This is a genomic window from Acinetobacter sp. 789_lipA, from assembly GCF_058242845.1.
The window spans coordinates 1432597-1454862 of the sequence record NZ_JBZAYS010000001.1; the positions used below are offsets into that span (position 1 = coordinate 1432597).

Annotated in this window: 26 protein-coding genes and 1 pseudogene; 8 read left to right on the plus strand and 19 right to left on the minus strand. The window is 41.0% G+C overall.

What is annotated here, in order from left to right:
• Nucleotides 1-50: 50 nt before the first annotated feature.
• From tnpB to AC4CUZ_RS06920, 6 genes are all read right to left on the minus strand, one after another.
• Nucleotides 51-386 (minus strand): IS66 family insertion sequence element accessory protein TnpB, encoded by a 336-nt coding sequence (gene tnpB / locus AC4CUZ_RS06895; protein ID WP_004684362.1) that lies wholly within the window; start codon nucleotides 384-386, stop codon nucleotides 51-53.
• Nucleotides 383-766, minus strand: a complete 384-nt coding sequence (gene tnpA, locus AC4CUZ_RS06900) for an IS66-like element accessory protein TnpA (protein ID WP_043974824.1) — start codon at nucleotides 764-766, stop codon at nucleotides 383-385. Before tnpA ends, tnpB begins: the two co-directional genes overlap by 4 nt.
• A gap of 412 nt (nucleotides 767-1178) precedes the next feature.
• Nucleotides 1179-1838 carry a hypothetical protein gene (locus AC4CUZ_RS06905; protein ID WP_178929032.1) on the minus strand — a complete coding sequence of 220 codons (660 nt, stop codon included), beginning with the start codon at nucleotides 1836-1838 and terminating at the stop codon, nucleotides 1179-1181.
• A 17-nt stretch (nucleotides 1839-1855) separates the two neighbouring features.
• Nucleotides 1856-2287: a ClpXP protease specificity-enhancing factor gene (locus AC4CUZ_RS06910; protein WP_010327462.1), complete on the minus strand. Its 432-nt coding sequence runs from the start codon at nucleotides 2285-2287 to the stop codon at nucleotides 1856-1858.
• Between the two features lie 8 nt (nucleotides 2288-2295).
• Nucleotides 2296-2949, minus strand: a complete 654-nt coding sequence (locus AC4CUZ_RS06915; protein ID WP_004695093.1) for a glutathione S-transferase N-terminal domain-containing protein — start codon at nucleotides 2947-2949, stop codon at nucleotides 2296-2298.
• 91 nt (nucleotides 2950-3040) lie between these two features.
• Nucleotides 3041-4069, minus strand: coding sequence for an IS701 family transposase (locus AC4CUZ_RS06920; RefSeq protein WP_490747408.1), 1029 nt, complete (start codon nucleotides 4067-4069; stop codon nucleotides 3041-3043).
• A 243-nt stretch (nucleotides 4070-4312) separates the two neighbouring features.
• Here AC4CUZ_RS06920 and AC4CUZ_RS06925 point away from each other — a divergent pair.
• A pseudogene (locus AC4CUZ_RS06925) lies at nucleotides 4313-4507 on the plus strand (hypothetical protein); the annotation flags it as partial.
• 126 nt (nucleotides 4508-4633) lie between these two features.
• On the opposite strand, the gene rpsI reads toward AC4CUZ_RS06925, so the two are convergent.
• Nucleotides 4634-5020 (minus strand): 30S ribosomal protein S9, encoded by a 387-nt coding sequence (gene rpsI, locus AC4CUZ_RS06930; RefSeq protein WP_004695095.1) that lies wholly within the window; start codon nucleotides 5018-5020, stop codon nucleotides 4634-4636.
• Between the two features lie 12 nt (nucleotides 5021-5032).
• A complete protein-coding gene (rplM, locus tag AC4CUZ_RS06935) occupies nucleotides 5033-5461 on the minus strand; it encodes a 50S ribosomal protein L13 (RefSeq protein ID WP_004695096.1) in 429 nt (142 codons plus the stop codon).
• Nucleotides 5462-5952: 491 nt separating this feature from the next.
• Between rplM and pdxA the strand changes: the two genes are divergently transcribed.
• From pdxA to AC4CUZ_RS06950, 3 genes are read left to right on the plus strand one after another with little or no spacing between them, the layout of a single operon-like run.
• Nucleotides 5953-6921: a 4-hydroxythreonine-4-phosphate dehydrogenase PdxA gene (gene pdxA, locus AC4CUZ_RS06940; protein WP_010327460.1), complete on the plus strand. Its 969-nt coding sequence runs from the start codon at nucleotides 5953-5955 to the stop codon at nucleotides 6919-6921.
• Between the two features lie 32 nt (nucleotides 6922-6953).
• Nucleotides 6954-7766, plus strand: coding sequence for a 16S rRNA (adenine(1518)-N(6)/adenine(1519)-N(6))-dimethyltransferase RsmA (rsmA, locus tag AC4CUZ_RS06945; protein WP_178928882.1), 813 nt, complete (start codon nucleotides 6954-6956; stop codon nucleotides 7764-7766).
• A 1-nt stretch (nucleotide 7767) separates the two neighbouring features.
• Nucleotides 7768-8616 (plus strand): symmetrical bis(5'-nucleosyl)-tetraphosphatase, encoded by an 849-nt coding sequence (locus AC4CUZ_RS06950; protein WP_148825541.1) that lies wholly within the window; start codon nucleotides 7768-7770, stop codon nucleotides 8614-8616.
• A gap of 43 nt (nucleotides 8617-8659) precedes the next feature.
• Here the strand turns inward: AC4CUZ_RS06950 and AC4CUZ_RS06955 are convergent, their stop codons facing one another.
• From AC4CUZ_RS06955 to hflX, 4 genes are all read right to left on the minus strand, one after another.
• On the minus strand, nucleotides 8660-9109 hold the full coding sequence (locus tag AC4CUZ_RS06955) for a DUF2147 domain-containing protein (protein ID WP_178928881.1): 450 nt from the start codon (nucleotides 9107-9109) through the stop codon (nucleotides 8660-8662).
• An 87-nt stretch (nucleotides 9110-9196) separates the two neighbouring features.
• Complete coding sequence (locus AC4CUZ_RS06960; protein WP_004695104.1) at nucleotides 9197-9871, minus strand: LrgB family protein; 675 nt, start codon at nucleotides 9869-9871, stop codon at nucleotides 9197-9199.
• A 10-nt stretch (nucleotides 9872-9881) separates the two neighbouring features.
• Entirely contained in the window at nucleotides 9882-10253 is a 372-nt protein-coding gene (locus tag AC4CUZ_RS06965) for a hypothetical protein (RefSeq protein ID WP_004695106.1), read from the minus strand.
• A gap of 43 nt (nucleotides 10254-10296) precedes the next feature.
• Entirely contained in the window at nucleotides 10297-11628 is a 1332-nt protein-coding gene (hflX, locus tag AC4CUZ_RS06970; RefSeq protein ID WP_114837562.1) for a ribosome rescue GTPase HflX, read from the minus strand.
• Between the two features lie 387 nt (nucleotides 11629-12015).
• Here hflX and AC4CUZ_RS06975 point away from each other — a divergent pair, with 387 nt between their 5' ends.
• Nucleotides 12016-12834 (plus strand): lysophospholipid acyltransferase family protein, encoded by an 819-nt coding sequence (locus AC4CUZ_RS06975; RefSeq protein WP_178928884.1) that lies wholly within the window; start codon nucleotides 12016-12018, stop codon nucleotides 12832-12834.
• Between the two features lie 10 nt (nucleotides 12835-12844).
• Here the strand turns inward: AC4CUZ_RS06975 and AC4CUZ_RS06980 are convergent, their stop codons facing one another.
• Complete coding sequence (locus AC4CUZ_RS06980) at nucleotides 12845-14386, minus strand: phospholipase D family protein (protein WP_490748054.1); 1542 nt, start codon at nucleotides 14384-14386, stop codon at nucleotides 12845-12847.
• Nucleotides 14387-14574: 188 nt separating this feature from the next.
• Between AC4CUZ_RS06980 and AC4CUZ_RS06985 the strand changes: the two genes are divergently transcribed.
• On the plus strand, nucleotides 14575-15585 hold the full coding sequence (locus AC4CUZ_RS06985; RefSeq protein ID WP_010327455.1) for a metallophosphoesterase: 1011 nt from the start codon (nucleotides 14575-14577) through the stop codon (nucleotides 15583-15585).
• 7 nt (nucleotides 15586-15592) lie between these two features.
• Here the strand turns inward: AC4CUZ_RS06985 and AC4CUZ_RS06990 are convergent, their stop codons facing one another.
• From AC4CUZ_RS06990 to trhA, 5 genes are all read right to left on the minus strand, one after another.
• Nucleotides 15593-15877, minus strand: a complete 285-nt coding sequence (locus AC4CUZ_RS06990; RefSeq protein ID WP_490747414.1) for a hypothetical protein — start codon at nucleotides 15875-15877, stop codon at nucleotides 15593-15595.
• Between the two features lie 166 nt (nucleotides 15878-16043).
• A complete protein-coding gene (locus AC4CUZ_RS06995; RefSeq protein WP_131230732.1) occupies nucleotides 16044-16466 on the minus strand; it encodes a transposase in 423 nt (140 codons plus the stop codon).
• A gap of 44 nt (nucleotides 16467-16510) precedes the next feature.
• Nucleotides 16511-16816: an IS630 transposase-related protein gene (locus tag AC4CUZ_RS07000; protein ID WP_131230730.1), complete on the minus strand. Its 306-nt coding sequence runs from the start codon at nucleotides 16814-16816 to the stop codon at nucleotides 16511-16513.
• 234 nt (nucleotides 16817-17050) lie between these two features.
• Entirely contained in the window at nucleotides 17051-18364 is a 1314-nt protein-coding gene (locus tag AC4CUZ_RS07005) for an MFS transporter (protein ID WP_178928393.1), read from the minus strand.
• A gap of 143 nt (nucleotides 18365-18507) precedes the next feature.
• Nucleotides 18508-19149, minus strand: coding sequence for a PAQR family membrane homeostasis protein TrhA (trhA, locus tag AC4CUZ_RS07010; RefSeq protein ID WP_178928394.1), 642 nt, complete (start codon nucleotides 19147-19149; stop codon nucleotides 18508-18510).
• Nucleotides 19150-19255: 106 nt separating this feature from the next.
• On the opposite strand from trhA, the gene AC4CUZ_RS07015 reads away from it, so the two are divergent.
• Together AC4CUZ_RS07015 and AC4CUZ_RS07020 are read left to right on the plus strand one after the other, a co-directional pair.
• On the plus strand, nucleotides 19256-20470 hold the full coding sequence (locus AC4CUZ_RS07015; protein ID WP_125274298.1) for a class I SAM-dependent methyltransferase: 1215 nt from the start codon (nucleotides 19256-19258) through the stop codon (nucleotides 20468-20470).
• Nucleotides 20471-20529: 59 nt separating this feature from the next.
• Nucleotides 20530-20964 carry a GNAT family N-acetyltransferase gene (locus AC4CUZ_RS07020; RefSeq protein ID WP_178928395.1) on the plus strand — a complete coding sequence of 145 codons (435 nt, stop codon included), beginning with the start codon at nucleotides 20530-20532 and terminating at the stop codon, nucleotides 20962-20964.
• Between the two features lie 21 nt (nucleotides 20965-20985).
• Here AC4CUZ_RS07020 and AC4CUZ_RS07025 read toward each other — a convergent pair whose 3' ends face one another.
• A complete protein-coding gene (locus AC4CUZ_RS07025; protein WP_490747415.1) occupies nucleotides 20986-22257 on the minus strand; it encodes an IS4 family transposase in 1272 nt (423 codons plus the stop codon).
• Nucleotides 22258-22266 lie beyond the last annotated feature (9 nt).

Genomic DNA, 22266 nt, shown 5'->3' on the forward strand with positions numbered 1-22266 from the left:
AGAAGAATGAAATAGAACGTTTGGAGAATAGCAGAATGGACCAAGCTAGTTTAGAGCATTGTGACCACTTGCTGTCGTCCAATGCGCTGCCAAGGCAAACCCTGGATCAGTGCCTGTAACTGTTCTGGACTGAGTGCAAGGGTTTCACCCTGATGAACTTTAGCCCAGTGAAATTTTCCCTGTTCCAACCGCCGAGAACACAGCCAGATCCCCAGTCCATCATGTACCAGCACTTTCATGCGATGGCCACGTTTATTACAGAACAGGTAAGCACAATGCGGTTTGATGTAGCCAAAGGCTCTCACCACCTGAGCCATGGCCGTATCCATACCTGCACGCATGTCCATGGGCTGAGTAGACAACCAGATTTCATCGATACGGATCATGTTGTAAGTGCCTTGAGTAATTCTGCTAAAGCAGATATTTCTGATACTTGCCATTTCAAGCCAATTTCTGCTTTTGAGTGGGGTAAAGTAATTTGAACCGTTAACATGCCAGTAGGGATAGGATCTAATGGTGCGGAGCAAGATAAGGCAATAAATGCAGGTTTATTCGGTAGTAGTGAGCGATCATTCCCTGGCTTAGCATCAATTAAGCGAATCCATTTGGATACAAGATTTGTATTCAATCCATGTTGCAAAGCGACCGAAGCAATTGAAACCTCCGATGCTTTACACGCCTGAACGATCTGCTGTTTAAATTCAGCACTATATGTTCTTCGTTTTATCGTAAGAGATGCGATGGATGTCTGGTTATTTGTAGTCATAAATTTAAGTTCCCACTTGTTTTTAAGTGAGGACTAAATTAAGGCTTATAGGACGAATTCATAAGGTGTGTTCAGCGGACGCTTACATATGGACGTCGTCAAAAGATTATCAATATAAATAAATGTAACAAAAAAAGATGAATAAATGTACGACTGAATCCGAGGCTTTTAGTCAGTTTTCGCTACAGATTATGTGATTAATTTTGTGTATTTTAAAAGGAGTGTGATAAAGTTCATTGTTATTTGAAAAAGTGTTTAATTTATTTACTATTGCAACAAAATGTAAATTTTATCATTTGGACAAATAAAAGCAAAAAATAAATCGATTTTTTTTGATTTACAACGATGAAATATATAATTATTTTTCATTAAAAAATAAAGGGATGCGCAAAATAAGTGCATCCCTTGGGAATTAGACAAACATTTGACTTGCTGCGCAATAAAGTCCCCATAAAATAACAATAGCCACAGCAGGCTCAATCAGTTTTGCCCATGTTGGTGTTGGATTTTGCTCTACTACCTGTGGGTGTAGATGATCTGAGTGGTCTGTTGCGTGTTGATTTACCATTTGATTAAACTCCTTCATCGTCTCTTCTAATGATAGCTCTTCTTTAGGCTTTGGTTTAGAGCCAATCAGCTCTGTTAGCTCACTTGTTGTCCAAACCCAGTCATCAGCCAGACCTGAGAGGTGCTCAATTTGACCGACAAGCAGCTCACGAATTCCATGTTCACCAAAGTTCCCTGTGACATCAAGTTGTTTGAGTTCAGCGAACTGAAGCCCCAACATTGTAGTCAAGCTATGTTCTAAGTCTGCCTTCGCTAACTGTGATTCATTTTGCGGAGACGTGGTGAGATGCCTTGCAAGTTCTTGAATATAGAGATGATCTTGGGTTTGAATCTCATGATAGAGCTTGGTGCCATCTTGACGCATCAAAGTGATGAGTTTTCCAAGGGAGAGGGTGTTGGCCTCAGAAAGATATTGAAGTCGTTCCTCATCTGAATATTGACTCAGAAGCTCAGGCTTTTGAATTTTAATCTGCTCTGCAAAATATTGTACTAAATCAAAAGCCATATAATTACTCCATTTTATTAATCTAATAACCTTAAACTTGGTTTTTTCTTAGCGGGTTCAGTTTTTTCTTCATTGTCTGATTTTAAAGCATTTTGCTCACTTTGGGTATGATTGTCATACTCACTTGGATCGAAGAACAAGCCCTGTCCATTTTCACGGGCATAAATGCCTATCACAGCATTAAATGGGACATAAATATCACGAGATACGCCACCAAAACGTGCAGAGAAGGTAATCGCATCGTTGCTCATATGTAGCGCATGTACGGCATGAGGGACGATGTTTAAGACAATTTGGCCATCTTGAATAAACTGTTCAGGAACGAGAGTATTGGGCTGGGTTGCATCGACCAATAAATGCGGTGTCAGTTGGTTATCACAAATCCATTCATAAATGGCGCGAGCTAAATATGGACGAGTCGGCGTAAGGTTTAATTCTTGATCAGACATAATGTTCTCTACGGCTGTTTAAATTCAGATTGATAATGGTTTTTCTCCTGCAAAGTTAAAGACTTTAAAAATGCAGGACGACTAAAAATACGTTGACAATATAAATAGATTGGGCGGCATTGCTGTTTCGGTAAATGCACGCCCATGCTGTTTAAGCGTAGAAAGATAGGCGCAAGCATGCAATCTAAAATGCTAAAGCTTTCCGACATGAAATAGGGGAAATGCTGAAACAATGGTGTTAAGGAAATGAGTGTGTCTTTCAGTTTTTTTTGTGCTTTCAGTTTTGCTTGTTCATCGAGTGTATCTGGATGGCGTAGCATCATATCGGCAAGCTTTAACCAATCTTGTTCAAAGCGCCAAATATACTGCCGCTGTTCTGCACGAGGCATAGGTGCGTCGGCATAGAGCTTGTTTTGACGATAACGATCGTCTAAATACTCAGAGATGATATTGGCATTAAATAGTTTTAAATCATTTTCAATCAACATCGGTAGCTGGTTATAAGGGTTTAAGCTGGCGAGATCTTCATCATCTGCATCACTTAAAACCAAATGGTATTTGATTTGCTTCTCTGCAAGTACATAACGAATCCAATGGGAGCGAAAATCATCTGCATGGCTATACAGCGTAATTCCTTGAAGCGGAGTAGTTTCGACAGACATATTTCAGAAACTAGGTGAAGTGAATCGGTTAGAATACTAAAAATAGCCAATAAAATCATCTTAACTTTAATATGCTAGGACTTACGCAGTATTATTTATAGATTCTCTGTGGTAGCAGATGATTTTTATCGAGAATAAAGTCATCAATGAAGTCTTTGATGATTGGTCTAAATAATTTCTTCTGCCAACGATATACATTTTCAAAGATCCGCTCAAACTGGTTCTTTTGTATCTCGACGTAGGCCATCAAGGCTGAAAAAATATGATTCAAAATCAGTTTAGATCGTCTTACTTGAAACTTTTCAATATGACAAACCTGTTTAATCACTCGGTGATATTGTTCTATTTTCCAATGACTTGAATGTAATTCATGAAAACCCTCAAAGGACAATAAATCATCTTCATCTTGATGCACAATATAAAACCTCTGCTGTTCTTTTAACTGAGTCTTAAATAATTGTACAAAGCCAAAATCTTTGAGCCAGACCACTTGACCCTGATGGAAATTCGGCAATAAACGCAGTTGAAACCATTGTCCTTTTTCTGGGGAAACCTTACGGTTACAGTCGATACCAAACATAAATCGAATACCATGTTTTCTTATGGTTTTTAGATTTGCAGTCGATGAATACCAACTATCACCTGTAATAAATTGAATCTTTGCACCCCAACTGAGTACTTCACTTAACATATCCATAAAGTAATCATTCTTGGTTTTACTTTCAGATTTGTCATAAATTCGGAAATTAATTGGAATATTTTGACCATTTTGATCTGTCGCATACAAGGTAATGAGATTAATACCCTTGACGGATCGGTGGTGTTTGCCTGACCAAAAATAGCTAACTAAGTCCATATGCTGACTATACGGTTTATCTAAAACAGTATCATCAATACTGACTATAAGTTTATTATTATCAATATGTTGAATTGCTTCCTGATATAGGTCGTGAGGTGTGTAGTCTTCACGCTCTAGAAAGCGATTTACACTATCATGCGAGATATTATAAGTCTCGGCAAGTTGTGTGCAGCTAATAGAGTTCGGTTCTGTCATGAGAAAGCCCATATAAATGGGTAGAGTACAAGTTGCTGTAGAAGCATGTTTAATTCGTCTGATCACAGATACTTTATAAAGTATTTTAATACTTTTTTGAATCCGTCAATGCGTAAGTCCTATATGCTTATACAATCGAACAACTTGGAATAAATGAAAAATAAGGATAGAACCATGCAGCTTAGGCTCAGAATCACCCAATCGATCGCAGTTATTATATTAATGACTTCTATCTCAAGTAGTTATGGTCAAATTTGAGATGCATCCGAACAGGTAGATGTAGCGCAGCAGACTGCTGAATATGCTGCTTGTATTGCCGATGAAGCCTGTGATGTCGCTACTTCTATCTCTGAGGATGAGATGTATGGCGGCATTCAGCAAGAATATACAGTAAAAGGCTGTAAGGTCACTGTTTATAATGATGGACCTGTGAAAATGGTCGATGAGAAAACCGACGAGCCGTGTAATGCACCACTTCCCAAAGATCATCAATTTTCAAAATAAGCAGGAATATGTAACTAGAGGCATGTGGTACGAATAAAGCAGAAAGCATGGACTTAAAACTTGAAAATGACGCATAAAAAAAGCCTTGGATAAACCAAGGCTTTTTTGTCCGATTCGGTAAACGAATTAACGTTTAGAGAATTGAGGACGTTTACGAGCTTTACGTAAACCAAGTTTCTTACGTTCAACTTCACGAGCATCACGAGTAACGAAACCAGCTTGACGAAGAGCAGGTTTAAGTGTTTCGTCAGAAGCGATCAACGCACGAGTAATACCGTGACGGATAGCGCCAGCTTGACCACCGATACCACCACCAGCAACAGTGATGTAAAGGTCATACTTTTCAGTAACTTCAAGAAGCTCTAAAGGTTGACGAACAACCATACGAGCAGTTTCACGACCGAAGTATTGCTCAAGAGTACGGTTGTTAATTACGAGCTTGCCTGTACCAGCTGACAAGAAAACACGTGCAGTTGCGGTCTTACGGCGACCTGTACCATAATTAGTAGCCATGTGCTGTATCCCTTAGATGTCCAAAACTTGTGGCTGTTGAGCAGCGTGTGGATGCTCTGTACCTGCATACACTTTCATTTTCTTGATCATTGCATAACCAAGAGGACCTTTTGGTAACATACCTTTAACAGCTTTTTCTAAAACCGCTTCAGGTTTGTGAGCGATTAACTTTTCAAAGTTAGTCTCACGGATACCACCAGGGAAGCCAGTGTGGCGATAGTATTTTTTATCAAGCGCTTTTTTACCAGTCACTTGAATTTCTTCAGCATTGATTACAACGATATAATCGCCAGTGTCAACGTGAGGAGTATAAGAAGTCTTGTGCTTACCACGTAGACGACGAGCGATTTCAGTCGCAAGGCGACCTAAAGTTTTGCCAGAAGCATCAACAACGTACCAGTCGTGTTGAACTTCAGCAGGCTTAGCGCTGAGAGTTTTCATTAAACCACTACCTATTATAGTTGGTTTGGACTATGGAATCTGTCCAAACAAAAGGAGACGCGATTCTAAACGAAGTTGCTCAGAATCACAAATGAAAATATAAAATTTCAAGAGCCGTATTTTAAGGTATTTCCCTACATAAAGGAAGAGATCAAAGTTTATTCTTTTTAAAAAACCACAAAAGAGTTCAAACTTTAAAAAAATGGGGAACAGCGATATTGAACTTTATGACTTCACTGAATGAAATGCAGGATTATCACCATAGAACCATTTTAAATTAACGGACAGTGCAGCAGTTACGACTCGCAATTTCTTTGCTCATGTTTGATGTGTTTGAGGCTTTATTTTTTCTTTGAAAGTTGATGGAATGTGAAAACAGGATAAGTGAGGATTTAAATATAAAAGAATAGGTTCAAGTTGAGTACGGTGAATGCGGAGATACTGGGTGAGACGTTGTATAATAGTCAAAACGCATTTTACTTGAGTTGATCATGCTGCCTTTATATGTCACCAGTGGTGAACCTGCTGGGATTGGTCCAGATATTTGTTTAAGCCTTGCTGCTCGTATAGATGAGCGTCCGATCGTGGTCCTTGGTGATATGAACTTGCTACGTACACGTGCAGCATGTTTGGGATTGGACATTGAACTGATTGAATATTCAGGGCAAGAAGCATCATCAACTCAGGGTCAACTTTATGTTGAGCATGTGCCTTTAAGCAAAGCTGTTGTAATGGGTGAGCTCAATCCTGAAAATGCGCCTTATGTCTTAGAGCAGCTACGACGTTCGGCCGATTATGCTATGTCCGGTAAAAGTGTAGGTGTTGCAACTGCTCCTGTACAAAAGTCAGTCATCAATGATGCTGGGATTCACTTTAGTGGACATACCGAATACTACCAAGAGTTTGCTGGGGTTGAATGTGTGGTGATGATGCTCGCAACCAAGACCTTGCGTGTCGCGCTGGCTACTACACATTTGCCATTAAGAGCAGTACCCGATGCGATTACCAAAGAGCGATTGCATCAAGTCATTGATATTTTAACTCAGGACTTAAAAAGCAAATTTAAAAAAGAGCATCCCCACATTTTAGTGTGTGGTTTAAACCCACATGCAGGGGAGGATGGTTATTTGGGCATGGAAGAAATTGAGGTGATCAACCCCGTGTTGGAAAGCTACCGTGCTCAAGGCATAAATATGAGCCTGAGCTTACCTGCCGACACTTTATTTACCCCTGAAAACTTAAAAGATGCCGATGCTGTTTTGGCGATGTATCACGATCAGGGCTTACCTGTGTTAAAATCGCAAGGGTTTGGTGAAGCCATTAATATTACTTTGGGCTTACCGTTTATTCGTACCTCAGTCGATCATGGCACAGCTCTCTCCCTCGCAGGCACGGGTCTTGCGAAAAGCTCAAGCTTACAGGTCGCTGTTGATTTAGCGTTAGAATTAGCTCGTCACTAATGTTCAGTGATTAACTCACGTTGGAAAATTTTATGTATCAAATTAATGCCTTAAACCCTAAAGATGAAGGGCACCATACGCGGAAGCGTTTTGGGCAAAACTTCTTACATGACCAACGTGTGATTGCCAAGATTGTACGTTCAGTTGCACCACGTTCAGGTGATAACATTGTGGAAATTGGCCCGGGTTTGGCAGCATTAACATCACCGTTGATTGGTGAATGTGATGCACTTACGGTTGTCGAATTAGACCGTGATTTGGCGGCAGGTTTGCCGGGGCGTGTGCCACATCCTGAACGTTTAACCATTATTGAAACAGATGCACTGAAGTACGACTTCATCAACTTATTTGAAGATGGTCGTCCTTTACGGGTTGTGGGTAATTTGCCGTATAACATTTCGACGCCACTTTTGTTTCACCTCTTGGAGTTTGGTGACAAAGTTAAAGATATGCACTTTATGCTACAAAAAGAAGTGGTTGACCGTATTACGGCTTCTCCAAATAGCAAAGAATATGGTCGTTTGTCGGTGATGATTCAGTATTTCTGTAAACCTACGTTCTTGTTTGAAGTACCACCGGGTTCATTTAACCCGCCACCAAAAGTGACTTCTGCGGTGTTCCGCCTAGAGCCGTATGCGGTTAAGCCGATTGTGGCAAAAAATGAAAAAGCCTTGGCACGTTTGGTATCGCACGTCTTTACTCAGCGTCGTAAAACTTTGCGTAATAGTTTAAAAGGCATGTTGGTTGAAGATGGTTTTGAACAAGCAGGTGTTGATCCGATGGCGCGTCCAGAGACTTTAACACTGGCTCAATTTGTGGCATTAGCAGATCAAATGGTGGCTTAAGGTGGCAGGTGCAGAAATTCGATACAATTATGTCATTGGTGATGTGCAGGGTTGTTTTGAAGCACTAAAAGCCTTGCTAAAGTCTATTCAGTTTGATCCTGACCAAGATTTTATTTGGTTTGCAGGGGATTTGGTTGCCCGTGGTGAAAACTCATTGGGTGCTTTACGCTTTATTAAAAAATTAGTAGAGCGTAATGCGGCTGCAACAGTTTTAGGTAATCATGATTTAACGTTGCTGGCGGCTGCACGTGGCATTAAAGCAATTAAAGACAAAGATAACATTCGTGATGTGATTGATGCGATTGATAGTGATGATTTGATTGATTGGCTACGTAAACAACCCTTGTGTGTATTTCCAAACGCAACCACGGTTCTAACTCATGCAGGCATTCCAACCAATTGGACAGCAGAACAAACTGCTGCTTTAGCCGCAGAAGTTGAGGCTGTCATTGCAGCGGATGATTTTGATGTTGTCGATGCCTTTTTAAAAGAAATGTATGGCAAAGAGCCCACCTTATGGTCGGATGAGCTAACGGGACACGCGCGTTTACGTTGTATCGTAAATTATTTGACCCGCATGCGTTTAACCGATAGTGCTGGGCGTTTGGAGTTTAGTTTTAAAGACTCACTCAGCGACCCGATGCCTGAAGGCTTCAAACCATGGTTTGAATTTGCTTCACAAGCAGCGCAAACCCATAAAGTTGTGTTTGGTCACTGGGCCGCTTTACAAGGCAAAACCATTTCAGACTCGATTCAAAATGTAGATGGCGGTTGTGTTTGGGGGCATCAATTAATGGCTTACCGTTTAGAAGATGAGACCTTATTTGCAGTTGATAATCCAGTTCAATAGCACATGCATTAAAAAAGCCACGAAGTTCGTGGCTTTTTTATTCTTAGTCGATTCTTAACCAGGTTTGGTTACGACCTAAAGCAGAAACACCGATGTATGCACGTAGAGAAAGACGCTTTCCTGTGGCATTCAGTTTCATTTTCGCATCATAAAGTTTGCCAGACAAAGGATCAATCACACGACCTTTTTCATAGTTATTGGTGCCGTCGACATGCTTTAAGCCTTTAATAATGTCCATGCCCAAAATTGGTTTGTTGGTATATGGCGTAGGGCAATTCACACAAGTTTCTTTTGGCGTATAACCCGGACGAGGCGTAACTTTAACGATCTTAGCGGTATATGTCCCATTTGATTCTTGGCGAATCTCAAGGATGGCTTTTGACGACCCAGTTTTGTCATCAATATTTTTCCAAGTGCCGCTAATATCTTCAGCGAAAGCTGTACTGCCTATAACGGTTGTAGCGAATGCGATTGCAAGTGTCAATTTGCTCATGAACAAAATCCTTTTATCATGTAATCAACGACAAACTCATCTTAAGTCGATTTTTTAAACAATACAATTGTTTATGTGAGGAACATATCACATTTTTTGCAAGTATAGAATAAACAACGGTAACCAGATTGCTGTAAATACCGCATTGACAGCCATTCCAAAGGCTGCATAACGTCCAGCAATACTTCCCCGTTGCCATGCTTGAGCTGTACCGATGGCATGAGCTGCAAGACCTAGCGCTAAGCCCGATGCTCGTTCATCATTAATATGTTTGAGGATCAGTGGTGAAAATGCAGCACCAATCACACCGGATAAAATAACGATTAAAATTGCCAGACTCACAGGGGCTTGCAGCAGTGTTGCAATGTTAATCGCAATTGGCGTTGTGACTGCGCGTGTGGCAAATGCCATAATGGTAGGATCGGACAAATGTAGTAGATAAGCCAGTCCCATCGGCAGTCCGACCGCACTGATACTGGCAAAGACCAAGATACCCACCACGGCTTTGAGGGGGAGGTCGTCATAGCGCATTGCAGCCAATGGAATAGCCAATGCGACTGTGACATAACCGAGCAGATGGTTAAACACTGGATTTACCTGTGCCATATATTGCTCATACGGAATGTTTAACAACAACAGCAGGGCAATCACAAAGCACATGCCAAAAACAATCACGGGAATCTGTGGCAGTTTTTTGTTGAGTGGCTTTGCCAGTAAATAGGCAACGAGGGTTAGGAAAAAACCGAAAATAATGGGAATCATGTGCACACTCTTAAAGCCATTTCTTAGACATTTTTGCGTAAACCCACAGTGGAATTAGTGTGCTGACAAATAGCACCACCAAAAACATTGGGATTTCACTGCCTAAATGCGTCATCATCAGCAGGGAGCCTGCACTGATAGGTAGAAAAGCAAAGGCACTTTCTTTCATGATTTTATTGTTGGTATCCACCAAACGTGCTGGAATTTTATGAAATTTTCTCCAACCCAAAAGGACGATTAATAAACTAATCAGTCCAATTAAATTGCCCAGTTCAGGATGTCCAAAACGTCCAGTGATCCACACAGCCGCCTCACGAAAGATGATGATCAGGGCAACCGTGCCGATCCATGCTTTCCAATCAACAGTTTTTATCCATTCCATTTTGTTCTGTCATTAACATTTTACTTATCACGTTTTAACCGATTTAGCTTTTGATTTCAAATTCTTCGAGTTCACGATGAAATTGTTTTGCTTTCAAACCTAAAATTTCATTAATCGGTAAATGTGCTTGTTTGATCAATTGTTCAAGTTTATGTGGCGCAATATACACTTGTAGGTGTAGGTTGCCCTCATCATCATAATTTTCAGATTGAATCACATTTAGGGCGTACAGTTGATTACGCAATTTGCCATAGGCAGGTTTGAGTAGGACGTCAAAGTTTTGAATTTGGCCCATCAAGCACTCTTGGACCGCTTGGCGTAGTAGATCAAATCCTTCGCCTGTATGTGCTGAGACATAGACACGCTCAGGTACATTGGGTTTAGCGTAAATGATTTTGGCTTGTTCGCCACTTTGATCGATCTTGTTATACACCCGTAGGATTGGAATATCTGCGCCAATTTCTTTGAGCACTTTTTCAACAGCTTCAATTTGTTCCATATGGTCTGGACTGCTCGAATCAATCACATGCAACAGCAAACTGGCTTCTAATGTTTCCTCTAGCGTCGCTTTAAACGATTCCACTAAAGCATGCGCAAGATTACGCACAAAACCAACCGTGTCGGCTAGGACCAGCGGGCCAATACCGTCCCATTCCAAACGTCTTAAGGTTGGATCTAAGGTTGCAAATAACTGATCTGCGGCATAAACATCAGATTTGGCAAGGGTGTTAAACAGGGTCGATTTGCCCGCATTGGTATAACCAACCAAAGAAACGGTTGGAATTGCTGCTTTTTGACGTGCAGCACGCCCTTGAATACGGGTCTGACGGACTTTTTCTAATTTATCTTTAAGTTGTCCAACACGGACACGAAGTAAACGACGGTCAGTTTCGAGTTGCGTTTCACCTGGACCACGGAGTCCAATCCCGCCTTTTTGGCTATCGAGGCTAATGCCTGTACCGACCAGTCGAGAAGACAAGTGATCCAATTGAGCCAATTCGACTTGAAGTTTCCCTTCATGGGTACGGGCACGTTGTGCAAAGATATCTAGAATAAGGCGTGTACGGTCAATGACGCGGCACTTGATAATGCGACTCAGATTACGTTCCTGACTAGGGGTTAGGGCATGGTCAATAATCACCAGTGTGGCTTCAAGCTCCTCAACACGAGCAGCAATTTCTTCTGCTTTGCCTGAACCAATGAAATATTTAGCATCGGGTTTGAATCTTTGAGCGTGAACATGCTCCAGAATTTCTGCACCTGCCGACTTAGCAAGCAAGCGAAATTCTTCTGCATCAAGGTCTTCCAGAATATGGATGGCAACACTGACTAAAATGGTTTTTTCGCCACCTTGCTTCTGCTCAAAATATTCCACTAAATTCGATCTCACATTGAAAACTCTAGTGTAGATGAATTTGCTGAGATTGAGCGAAATAGTTATGCCGTTGCCTTACATTGAGCGAAATAAGTGAACCAAAAGCAGTAAGGTACCAAAGTATAAAATACTGAGCCCTATAATAAATTTCAGTGCCTGAACAGGATTTAACGGTGGAGCTGGAGGATTCATTTGATCGTTCATGTACACACCATGTTTTGGTATTTCGATTGATTTATTTTAATTAACTTGTTTAAACGATTAAAATTGAAAATAATCATCTGGGCCTTCGGTTTTTATGATCAATGCAAGTTGCTCAAGATCAGTATAGAATGAGCCGAAATCAATGATTAAATGTTGAATGAAGCTGTGCCAAGTGAACCGTCTATGCAATCGAATACTGAAATAAAAACAACATCAATAAAAGGTGTCTCTAAGCTTTTTCTGTATGGTAAAAAGCTGGCTTCAGGGCTTGGCGCCGTGTCCGAAGGGTTTTATTTGGTCTATCGACATGGCTTGTATAAAGACATTAACAATCCACAAAATACCCGTTACGTGCAGTATTTCTGTCGTCGACTGTGCAAGGTTTTTAACATTGATGTTCATGTCCACGGGGATATTCCACGTAAGCCTGCCCTTTGGGTCAGCAATCATATTTCGTGGTTAGATGTCGCGGTTTTAGGCTCAGGCGCACGAGTTTTCTTTTTGGCCAAGGCTGAAATTGAAAAATGGCCTGTGTTTGGCAAATTGGCAAAAAGTGGTGGAACCTTGTTTATTCAACGTGGTTCAGGCGATTCCATCAAAATTCGAGAGCAAATTACAGCGTTTTTAAAACAAGATATTCCTGTGTTGTTTTTTCCGGAAGCGACTACGACCGATGGTTCTAAAGTGAAAAAGGTTCATGGACGTATTTTAGGCGCAGCAATTGAGGCCCAGCGTGATGTGCAAATTTGTTTGCTTTGCTATGTGAATCAACAGGGCGGACTTGACCAAGTCTCTCCGTTTATCGGTAACATTAGTTTTGCCGAGCATGTTAAAAAAGTACTAGAAATGCCAAAAGTCACGGCACATTTAGTTGCGCTGCCAGCGATTTGTACCGCAGGACATACGGTTGAGAGTTTAACGGCACTGGTCCAACAAAAAATGGTGCAAGGTTTGGCCGATTTACATCAGAAAGTTTTGAAGTCCCAACCCAACATGCAATAAGCTTGAAGGCTTACATAAAGCCTTCAATTGGTAGCCAAGAGACGACTTTGAGACCAGCACGTTTGAACCAATTCATTTTGGGTTCAGTGGTATAGGTTTTGGTAGAACCATCAGCTTGTTTGATTTGCCAGTTAATTTTTTTATTTGCATCTAAAACCAGCTTATAGGCATATTTACTGAGGTTTTGGTCCATGGTGTAGTGTACCGCTTTGGCCAGCGGTGGACTGTTCAGTAAAACCCCAATTTCTGTATTTAAGTTGGCAGAGCGGGGATCAAAATTAAATGAACCAATAAAAACCTGTTTCTCATCAATGGCCATGAGTTTGGCATGTAGACTCGAGCGGCTTAATCCTTTGATGCTGACTTTGGCTTTTTTCGAAATTTCTTCATTGTTTTCGTTTAGGGCTTCGGCCGCAGGCGTGGCTAAAAACTCATAGAGATGAACACCGCTTTCCAGCAAGTCTTCACGATATTTTCCATAGAAAGCATGCACCAGCGGCACATCATTGGCTTTAAATGAGTTGGTCAGTACGCGAACTTGAATGTCACTTTGAGCTAGATTTGCCAACTGTTTTTTGCCTTTACGTTCAGGCACAAAATAGGCCGAAATAATGTCGATGCTTTCCATTGGCTTTTCTAAATGGGTTTGCAACTGGAAGTTTAAATGTTCTTCTTTTTTCGCACGAGACTTGGTTTTGCTTGGCGAGTCTTTCACCACTTCGGCTTTGACCCAATCGAACTGGATACTATCATTTAGCCAGTGTTCAAAGGCCTGAGAACGATTGGCCAGATCCAAATAATTTTGTACGGTCACTTCCTGATAGTGCTGCTCTAACTGGGTTTTTAAACCTTCATAACGCAAGCTGTAATGGTTAGCGTTGACAATTTGACGCACTGGAAAGGCATAGTCGTCATTCCAGTATTCATCGAAGGAATGCACAATTTCATCTGAGGCAGAGCCGACCAACATCACATCAACATCGGAAAATTGATAACTGTCGCTGACGTTATAATATTGATTGCTCATGTTACGCCCACCAATCAACGAAATTTGATTATCGGCAATGAAGCTTTTGTTGTGCATACGACGGTTGATGCGTTTTAGATTTAAGACCATATCCATCGCGCGATAGTGACGGAAGCGGTAGGGGTTATACAGTTTGATGTCGATATTGGCGTGTTGATCGAGCGCCAAATAAATGCCTTCCATTTTCTTGGCATTGTTATCATCGATTAGTAATCGAACCTTCACCCCGCGATCAGCGGCTTTCAAAATAGAATAAAGCGCTAAAGAACCAATACGATCGTTGTCCCAAATATAGTATTGTAGATCTAAGGTCTTTTCTGCCTTATCAATGAGATGGATACGCGCGGCCAATGCTTCAAGTGGATTATAGAGAACATGGAAACCTGTAAGGCCTGGATTTTGTTCACGTAAAGGCAGTACGATTTTGCCTAAACTGGTTTGATCGGTTGGCAAATCAAAGGCATAGACGGGCATCTGTGGGATCTGCTTGGGTAAGGTGTTACACGCTGGGACAGTCAAAACCATACAGCTCAGCAACAACAGTTTGGCACCTTGCTGAGTCGAAGATGAGCGGAATAAAGTTTGTTTCGCTAAGCCGTGAGGTTTTTCCATCGTTATAAGGTCTATAAATTTGGTTTGAGTATAATTCTGAGCTGTGAAAAGATAAACAGAAGATTATGTGTTCTTGATGAACAGTTTGTGAGTAAAAGTCTATGATGAATATACACTCCGTCGTGTTCTATTTTTATATTGCGATGGCCTTGCTTGCGGGGTGGGCGGTGTATCAGGCATGGATCAGTCAAACCAATACGGAGACTATTCATCCGTTTAAAGCCTTTGTGCATTTGTTGGCTTTTTATCTCTCTTATTTACTCATTCCTTTGTTTTTCTTTAGCTTATATGCCGGCTTTCAGGGCTATTATTCATGGCATGAAGCTATTTTTGTGTTTTTGGTTAGTGGTGTGCTGTGTTATGCACGTTTCATCGAACCGCATTTTGTACATGTCAAAACCACTCAATATCAAATCCAAGAAGATTATAAATTACTCAAACCTGTTCGTATTGCCTTAATTGCCGATCTACATATTGGTCTATTTTCAGGGCATGAGCGACAACTGAAAACAATCGTCAAACGACTGAATGAACAAAAACCTGATTTGGTGGTGGTTGCAGGGGATTGGACATATGAACCTGAAAATACACTGGCAGAAGAATTAGAAGTATTGCAAGAAATTAATGCGCCAGTCTATTCGGTCAATGGCAATCATGATGAACAATATCCAGGCCCGCCGATTCAAAATTTGTTAAGACATGCTTTGAAGGTGAATAATGTGATTGATATTGAAGGTCAGATTGTTGAATTTGAAGAGTTTCGTTTGATTGGAGTCGGAGATTTGTGGGCAGGTAAGGCGGATATGCGTTTTATGCCGCATTTACCGCAGGACAAACCATGGGTCATCTTATCGCACAATCCAGACACGGTCGATATGATACCCGCTTTACCCAGCCGTCCTTTAATGCTTTCGGGTCATACCCATGGTGGTCAAGTTGAACTGCCATGGCTCACAGACTATGTAATGAAAAAAGTATCTATATTAGGACACAAAAAAGGCTTGTACCGACATGAACATGCGGATGTGTTTGTCACGGTTGGAACAGGCATGGTGGGTGTGCCGTTTCGTTTTCGCGTACCACCGACGATCGATATTATTGAACTGATTTAAGTTGGGTTTAGAACCAATAAAAAATAAAGCTTAAAACCAAAATGACCACAGCCAAGACGATCCAAAGGTTGTGATTTTTTGTATGAAGCGCTTGTAGGTCTTGTATTGCATCGAGGTTATTCACTGCTGTGCTATGCGGGCTTTGTGGCTGTTGTTGTGTAAAGCTCCGTCCTTCAGACACAAGGGAGCTGTGGTGTCTTAGTTCAGCGGTTGATATGCGTGGTTGTTGATGTCGTTTATGGCGATACATGCTTTTTAGTGCAGCATCATGCCGCTTCGTGAGTTCAGTCACGATCTCTTGTGCATCATCGTATTGAAAAGCGGTATGTGTGGCGATGTATTGAATGGCTTGAATAATTTTATTTTCTTCAACTATAGCTAAATACTAAATAAATCATTACAGTAATCTTTAAACAATTTATCAATATCTTTAACTCTAAATTTATTGCGAATCATTTTTACTCGTGACCACCTTGCACGATATATCGTTCATCTATAGGATTTAAGTCCGGGCTATATTTAGGAAGCCACACAATGTAATGGCCTGCACAACGTATCAACTCCTGAAGCCTTGTTCCTTTGTGAAAGGTGGCATTATCCATAATCAATACACTGGTTTTTTTCAGCTTTGGCAATAAATCCTGTTCAATCCAGCATTCAAATACCTCGGTATTCACTGAACAATCAAATACTCCAACTGTAAGCAATCTATTTTCGATTAATGCGCCAATCGCATTGCTACAATTTTTTAACTGCCAGTTAAATTCAGCTTCAGCTCGCGCTCCTTTAGGGCTATAACTATGCGATCTCGTACTTTCGCTTTGAAAACCACTTTCATCGATATAAACCAGTGGTAATTGTTGTTCTAAACATTCAATCAAGTTCTGAAATTGCCGACGTTGATTTTGATCTGCTTTAGGGTGCTTTAACGTCTTTTTTTACGCGATATTCCTGCAGCATGTAGCGCATTAAATACTGCATGTGTACTGACACCAAAACGTTCTGCCCGTTCACTGATGTAATCATCGGGATATTGTTCAACATCATTCAATATTTGCTCTTTGCTAATTTTAGCTGGGCGACCAGGAATAGGTTTAGTTACAGTGGACTTTTTCCAATTCTGAATCGTCTGTATACAGATGTTAAAATGCTGTGCTGCTTTTCGCACAGACATTTTATCTCTAGTCATAATTTCTATGACTTTGTCTTTAAAATCTTTTGAATATCCCATGTTTCTATTGTTCTATATTTTTAAGTATTTGGCTATAATACGATGACATCAAGGAGTTGTTCATTGGTGAGTTGTTGTATTTTTTCATCCATTTTTCGGTCCTATTCATCTGTATCTCTCTCTATTTTTGAAGTAAAACGACAGATTTTAAATATGGTTTTTGTAGCGTTTGTTAACGCATTGGTATAAAAAAACCAGCATCATTGTGCTGGTTTTTAGACATCAAATTCAGGGTTAAATTTGATTATTTACATCATCATTTTTGGTTTCACGGATCATTAAGAACGCACATAAAGACAGAAGCGATGCCGCCGTGAGATAGTAACCCACTGCGTGTAAACCGTAGGTGGTTGCAAGCTTAGTGGCAATGAGAGGTGCAAATGATGCTCCAAAGATCCCCGCAAGGTTAAAGGTCAGTGCTGAGCCTGTATAACGAACGGATATTGGAAAAATTTCAGAGAGCACGGTACCAATTGGTCCATAGGTTAAACCCATGATGGATAAACCAATACATAGGAATAAGAACACAACAAGGGTACTGCCTGATTCCAACATGCTTGAGAATACTAAACCAAATAACGCCGCAGCAATACAGACTGCAATAGAGGTGGTTTTACGACCAAATTTTTCCGCAAAAACTGCAGACAAAGGGATGAATGCAGCAAAGCAGAGGGTTGCGACCAGTTGAAGTTGTAAGAACTGTTCACGGGTGTAACCCAGCTGTTTGGTACCCCATTGTAAAGCAAATACTGTCGTGAGGTAGAACACCACAAAGGTACAGATGGCTGCAATGGTACCTAAAATCAACATGCCCCAGTGCTTGGTGATCACTTCTTTAAATGGAATGTTAACTTCTTTTTGCTTGTCTAAAACTTTCTGGAACGCGGGAGTTTCATGGAGTTGTAAACGAATCCACAGACCTACAATCACCAATAACGCACTTGAGATAAAAGGAATACGCCAGCCCCAAGTCATGAACGCCTCTTCAGTCATAAAATGACCCAGCGTTAAGAATGAACCCGTTGCTAAGATAAAGCCAATCGGCGCGCCTAGTTGGGGAAACATGCCATACCAAGCACGCTTACCTTCAGGTGCATTTTCCGTGGCAAGCAATACCGCACCCGACCATTCACCACCTAAGCCGAGTCCTTGACCTAAACGACACAGCGCAAGCAGTAATGGTGCGGCAATTCCAATTTGTGCATAGGTGGGTAACAAGCCGATACACACGGTTGAAAGTCCCATGGTCAGCAAAGCTGCAACCAAGGTCGCCTTTCGGCCGATACGATCACCTAAATGTCCAAAGAGTGCAGCGCCAATCGGGCGTGCAATAAAGGCAATCGCGAAGGTTGCCAAAGACTGAATGGTTGCAGTCATTGGATCGGTACTTGTTGGAAAGAACAGATACGGAAAAATAATGACAGCCGCAGTGGCATAAATATAAAAATCGAAGAATTCGATAGTTGTACCTACTAGACTGGCTGTAAGTACGCGGAATTTTGAGTTTACATGCTGCTGTTCAGCAACAGCAGTATTTAATGACGCCATGGTAGACCTTACACTTAAAAAATAGTCGAACTGAGTTTTAAAAGCGTCATCTTTTTAAAAAAGGCGTAATTTTTTAAAAAAATACGAATGTTCCTCGGGCAGACTACGGAATTAGGGTTACTAAAAAATGTAGTGTGCGCGGGTTATATCACGTAAAGATAGATGGACAGGAAATGTGATCCTGCACCAATCAATACAAAAATATGCCAGATAGCGTGCGTATATCTTACCTTTTTTAGCGCATAAAACAATGCACCGATGGTATAGGAAAGTCCACCAATGATTAAAAAAGTCAAAGCTGGTTTAGATAAAAAACGTTGCATATCATCCATTACCAGCACAGCCAGCCAACCCATAAGCAGATAAGCAATCAGTGAAATTTTTTCAAAGCGATGAATGAAAACTAACTTGAATAGTGTACCAATGAGTGCAATCACCCAAAGTGCAATGAGTAGGTAATGAGCTTTTTGCGTGGGCAGTGCGATAGACAAAAATGGAGTGTAGGTTCCCGCAATCAGATAATAAATGGCAGTGTGATCTAACTTTTTATACCAGCCGCGACGCTCTGGAGATTCCGCAAAATGATACAAGCTTGATGCGGCAAATAATAAAAATAGGCTCAAAGCATAGACCCACAGCCCCATCCACTGCGCTGTTTCTAAGTAAGACCCTTTGATAATCAATAAAATACCAGCTATGAGTGCAAGAGCTGCTCCAATAGCATGGCTAATAAAATTGATTCTTTCTTCAACAGGATCGTAGTTTACAATAGGGTGAGCGCTCATAAGTCATGTGCATTTTTATAAAATATACAACTGTATCGTAATTCAAATTTGCATTTAGCGTAAGACGCTTTAAAATTTAATCGCAATTCTTTTTTTGGTTTCTATTATGACCGTTTCGGTATCGTCCTCTGCACAAGAGCAGCAATTCCTTCAAGCCTTCCAGCAAGCGCTTGAATCTCAAAGTTTTGATCGGATGATTCTGAGTCAATATCAGGGTGAACTTGAGCAACTCGAGAAGATGACTTTTCGAGTCGTCATGTTGCAAGGACAGCCTGTATTGAGCTGTTTATATCGTTATAAAACCCAAGATGTCACCAAAAATTATTCATTAGACACAGCACTTGCTACGGTAACTGCACTTTTGGCGCAGTGTAAACAAGCCAACTTGATGACAACTGAACAAGAGTTGCAACTGAAGAAGAACAAGAAGAAAGCCATGCTGACGCAAAGTAAACATAAAACGGTAACCAAAGCTGTTGAGCAGCAAGGCCATGACCGTGTCAAACAGCGTTTTGTGGATCAAGACAGTTATTTCTTACAGCCGCTTGGTATTACCGATGCAAAATCGCAGATCATTCCCAGTATGGCGCGTAAGTGGAAACAGATTAATAAGTTTGTCGAAATTTTCTCAGGGGCACTAAGTCATATTCAGCTGCCTGAACAACTGCGCGTGGTCGATTTTGGCTCAGGAAAAGGCTATTTAACTTTTGCTTTGTATGATTATTTGCTGAAGCAAGATCTGAACCCTTTTGTGACTGGGGTTGAGCTAAACAGCAAGATGGTGGAATTCTGTCAGGAGGTTGCGAACAAGTCGGATTTTCAGCAACTTGATTTTTTTCAGGGTGATGTTCGGACGTACCAACCTGAACGCCTCGATGTGATGATTGCGCTGCATGCATGTGATGTCGCGACGGACTTTGCGATTCATACCGGCATTCGTTTAAATGCTGAAATGATCATGTGCGCGCCGTGTTGTCATAAAGAATTACGCCCCCAGCTGAAAGCTCCGCTCGTGTTGCAACCCATGTTGCAGTTTGGCATTCATGCAGGACAGCAAGCTGAAATGCTGACCGATACTATTCGTGCCTTATTACTCAAAGCCTATGGCTATGAAACCAAAGTGTTTGAGTTTGTAGCACTTGAGCATACCAGCAAAAATAAAATGATTTTGGCAACCAAGCGTAAGGATTATCAAGCGCCCGATGTTGCTGTCTTGGCACAAATTCAAGCCTTGAAAGAGATGTATGGTATTCAAAAACATTCACTGGAATTGTTGTTGAATGATCAATGGGATCAGCAAGATGTAGGGTGTAAATGCTGATCTGAACATCACTTTTTAGTGCAATGACCAATACAGAGATGATTTATAGAGAAATGAAAATGCCAAGCTTGAAAATTACGAATGGAACATGGGAAGAGTTGCAACAGGCTGCGAAAATGATTCGTGAGCAGGTCTTTATTCAAGAGCAAAACATTGCTGCTGAAGATGAATGGGATGTGCAAGATGAAATCGCAGTTCATTTTGTGGTCTATGAACAAGATCAAGCCATCGCCACCGCACGACTTTTGCAAAATCATAGTATTGGTCGTGTTGCAGTTTTGAAGTCCCATCGTGGTTTGGGCGTGGGCAAAGTACTGATGCGGGCGGTGATTGCATATGCCCAACAGCAACAGCGTCCATTTTTAGTCTTGTCCTCTCAAGTGCATGCGCAAGCGTTTTATCAGGCTTTGGGCTTTATGCAAGAGGGTGAGGAGTATTTGGATTGTGGCATTCCGCATATTCATATGCGTTTATCATCCATAAAAAAGCCCTGATCTTTCAGTAATGCCAGTCAGTTAAGAAATTGACTGGCATTTTCTTGGATATTTTTGTGCTTTAATTTTCACTACTCGCGGACATTGCCTTTGCCTTTTTTCAGGTAATACAAATATTTTAGATTGTTCAAATAATTGCGCTAAATGTTTGGGTAGGTTTCCTGCTGATTCTAAAGGTGTGTGCCTTAAGATATTGATAATACTCATAGATGCAACATGGAAACTGATCCTTAAAGGACTCACCTTTGCATGTTCAGCGATAAACCTCATCTGTCTTCTTAAGATATTATATGCAATAAATACCCCCCACAATTCTTGATAGACCAAATCAGGTTGTTTGCTTCTTAAAATCCTTGCATCCTGTAAATCACTTTTAATTTCCCGATAACACATTTCTATTTCCCAACGCTGGATATAAAGCATTGCAAGGTCTTTGAATGGATAAACTTTAGAATCTGTTAATGATGTAATGTAACGTCTTATTTTTCCTGCATATTCAACTTCAATTAAACGTGCTTCCCAATAGTCACCCAATGACGGATTTATCTTTTTTGCTCTTGCTGAAACAGGCATTTTGATCTGAAAGTCATGGGCCGCATTATGATGAATCACTTCATAACGCAGGTTGTCCTTTGCTCGCATCAACCAATGACTCTCTTCTGCCTGAGATTGCCAGCTCACTAAAAAATCAGCAGAGAAGTAAGCACGATCAAATAGGGTAATACTGCGAACTGGTGCTTTTAATTGACTGGCTAAGGTTAATTCACCTTGATCCATACTGCCCATTTGGGCATCAATCATTTCATGGGTATTGGTATTCACCAGGCAAGTCGCTCTAACTTGTGGGTAAGGTGCAGCTGCTGTTTTGCCTTTGGATGAACCAAAGTGCTTAAAGTTTTCTTCTGTATGAGGCATAGACCAAACCACACCATCTACAGCACAAACGCATAGACCGTGAAAGTTGCTATATTGTTGTTGTGAGTCTTTAAACCATGCCTGACTTAATGTCGAAAATAAAGCACTCATGGGTTCTAAGCCTAAGCGTTGTCTTGCTTGTACGGATGCACTCGGTACACAGTATTCTGCCGTACCGAAAACAAGTTGCAATTGTTGAACCACATACCAAATCGGTTGATTTCGAAATAGAGCAAGTCCGATTACCAGCCAAACAACATGTTCAGCAGGCAGTTTTCTTTTTCGAATTGATGCTTTACCTGTTTGGTCTAAGCAATCTTCAATCCAGTTTAAATCAATCAATTCACTGAATTGTGGTAAGCGTCCGCTGAACCCCATGTCTATTTT